We start from the raw sequence: 3002 nt of genomic DNA on the forward strand, positions 1-3002 counted from the left end.
CGCCTCAACGGCATCTCGCATCTGCATGTCAAAGAAGCCGAACATGGCGAACCGATCGTGGCCGGGGCCGCCTATGTCGCTCCGGGCGACAAGCACATGACGATTCGCAAGTGGGGCTCTCAGGCCGAGGTACAGCTTTCGGATGAGCCGACTAATGTCTTGCATAAACCGTCTGTGGATGTTATGATGAACTCCGTGGCCGACGTCTTCGGAGGAAGGACACTGGGTGTGATCATGACCGGGATGGGATCCGACGGGGTCAATGGCCTCAGGAACATTAAAAGTAAAGGGGGCAAGGTTATTGCGCAGAATGAAAATTCATGCGTTGTCTATGGAATGCCGCGGGCCGCAGTGGAAGGCGGTCTGGCTGATAAGGTGGTCGCCCTGGAGAGAATCGCGACCGAAATCGGCAGTTACTTTTAGCTCACTTTTATATTGTTAAAAGCAGTTTACCTGCTATATTTGTCGTATGGGACGCGATATGCCTAATTCTAAAACCGATCAGGATATTGATAGAATATCTCATCTGAATCAATCCTTCACGAATTTTACCGATATCGTCGAGGAACTAAACGAGTCCTACCAGGGACTCGAACGTCGCTTCGAATCACTCAATAACCAGCTCGAGGAAACTAACTATCAGCTTCGTCAGGCACTTGTCGAAAACCAGAAAGTGCGCAGTTTTTTACATGAACTGACTGCCGCGGTGCCATCCGGGATCGTTGTGTATGATCTCGAGGGTAATATAACTCTGATGAATAAAGCGGCTGAAGAACTTCTGGAGACTAACCTGGAAGATGCTTCTCAAACAGGTTTGGGCTTTATCTCAGATAGTAATCCCGATTATTCCGCTATGAAGACGGTTTCCGAGAACCGGCCGTTTCTTTCCGAGGAAAAGAAGATCTTCCTCAAGACCGGCAAGGAGCTGACGGTTTCTTTTTCAACCGCATTGCTCTATGATCAGGATCGGAAAGTCATCGGCGCACTCGAGCTATACCACGATATAAGCAGGATACGTCGTCTCGAAGATGAGATCACCCGTGTCAAAACGCTGGCCGCACTGGGTGAAATTGCCGCGACCGTAGCCCATGAAGTTCGCAACCCGCTGGGCGGGATTCTCGGTTTCGCGGCCCTGCTGAAACGTGATCTGGAAGATGATCCGCGTGTCGACCTGGTGGAAAAAATCATCCGGGGAGTGAAAAATCTCGACCAGTCTGTTTCCTCGCTTTTGCGTTACGCCCAGGAGGAACATCCCGATTTAAAGACGGTTCAGCTCAAACCACTTTTGGAAGAGCTTATCCACGAGTTCCGCATGAACCTGGCGCAGTGTGAGGAAAAATGCCATATCGACCTGATCGTATCCCCGGAATCATTGAGCTGGAAAATGGACCCCGGGCATCTCAGGCAATGTGTTCTTAATCTGCTTTTGAATGCCCATCAGGCTCAAAAAGAAAACTCCCGGATCAGCCTTTCGGTGATCGGCGACAATAAGCTTAACATAATCGTTTCGGACAGGGGTTCCGGAATGACCGAAAAAGTAAAGCAGAAACTTTTTACTCCGTTTTTTACCACTCGCAAAGCAGGCACAGGGCTTGGACTGGCAACTGTCAAAAAGCTCGTACTTCTGCACAAGGGGGAAATCAAGGTGGATACTGAAATCGGAAGGGGAACCGATATTCGTCTCGAGATTCCCGCCGATTTGAAGTAAACATCCGAGGTGCTCGTATGGAAAAGAATATACTCGTAGTCGACGACGACAACCTGGTTAATGAATTTGTGACCGAAACTCTCAAACGGCTCAATTATAGCGTATCGTCAGCGACCTCCGGCGCCGAGGCACTGGAAATGATAGAATCCAGGGACTTCGATCTGGTGCTGTCGGATGTGCGTATGCCGGAGATGGACGGTATCACACTTCTTGAAAAAATCAAATCGATCACTCCCGATACAGTAGTCGTGATAGTGACCGCGTTCGGCACTGTCGAAAACGCCGTCAATGCCATGAAAAAAGGCGCTTACGACTATATCCTCAAACCGTTTTCACCCGACGCGCTCGAGATCGTGGTCAAGCGTGCGCTACAGCATCGGCATCTCTCAGTCGAAAACCGTTCCCTCAAAGCGCAGATCAGGGAGAAATTCAGTTTTGACAATATTGTCGGACAGAACCGCCGCCTGCGGGATATCTTCGATCTTATAGAAACCGCCGCCAACAGCAAGGCCACGATCCTCTTGACAGGCGAATCCGGGACAGGCAAGGAACTGGTGGCCAAGGCAGTACATTACAACAGCCCGCGTCGCGACAACCCGTTTATACGGATCAACTGCGCCGCTTTACCGGAGAGCCTGATCGAATCGGAGCTGTTCGGCCATGAAAAAGGAGCATTTACCGGCGCTATTAACCAGACCAAGGGACGTTTTCACCTGGCTGACCAGGGCAGCCTGCTTCTGGATGAAATCTCCGAAATGCCGATTCAACTGCAGTCCAAGCTGTTGCGCGTTCTCCAGGAATCGGAATTCGAACGGGTTGGATCCGGCACCCCGATTAAAGTCGATGTGCGCATTATCGCGACTACCAACCGCGATCTTATGGAAGAGATTAAAAAAGGAAGTTTCCGCGAAGATTTATACTATCGATTGAATGTGATCAATATCGAAGTTCCCGCTCTGCGCGAGCGCAAGGATGACATCCCGCTTCTGGTCGAGCACTTCATTGAAAAATTCAACCGCGAGGATGACCGCCAGATTAAGGGTATCACCGACAAAGCTTTGAATCTCCTGATGCAATACCCCTGGCCGGGAAATGTGCGTGAACTGGAGAACATGATCCAGCGCGCGGTCGTCACTGCCCGCGACAATGTTATTACCCACAAGGATTTTCCTCAGCGCCTCGCGCTGGGGCCGTCTTCTACCTCCGGTGGCGATATGCTTTCCGAACCTCTGACTATCAGTGAAGGGGAGAAAATCCTGATTTTAAAATCACTCGAGCGCAACAGCGGTAACCG

At 50.5% G+C, this 3002-nt stretch carries 3 protein-coding genes; all 3 read left to right on the top strand.

Annotation, left to right across the window (positions count from 1 at the left end; translation table 11 throughout):
- A partial coding sequence (locus GF404_13525) for a chemotaxis response regulator protein-glutamate methylesterase (protein ID MBD3383199.1) occupies positions 1–423 on the top strand: 423 nt, incomplete at its 5' end.
- A 46-nt stretch (positions 424–469) separates the two neighbouring features.
- Positions 470–1708, top strand: coding sequence for a PAS domain S-box protein (locus GF404_13530; protein ID MBD3383200.1), 1239 nt, complete (start codon positions 470–472; stop codon positions 1706–1708).
- 17 nt (positions 1709–1725) lie between these two features.
- Positions 1726–3002: response regulator (locus GF404_13535; GenBank protein MBD3383201.1), on the top strand; the 1277-nt coding region annotated here is incomplete at its 3' end.

This window comes from Candidatus Zixiibacteriota bacterium (genome assembly GCA_014728145.1).
Lineage (GTDB): Bacteria > Zixibacteria > MSB-5A5 > JAABVY01 > JAABVY01 > WJMC01.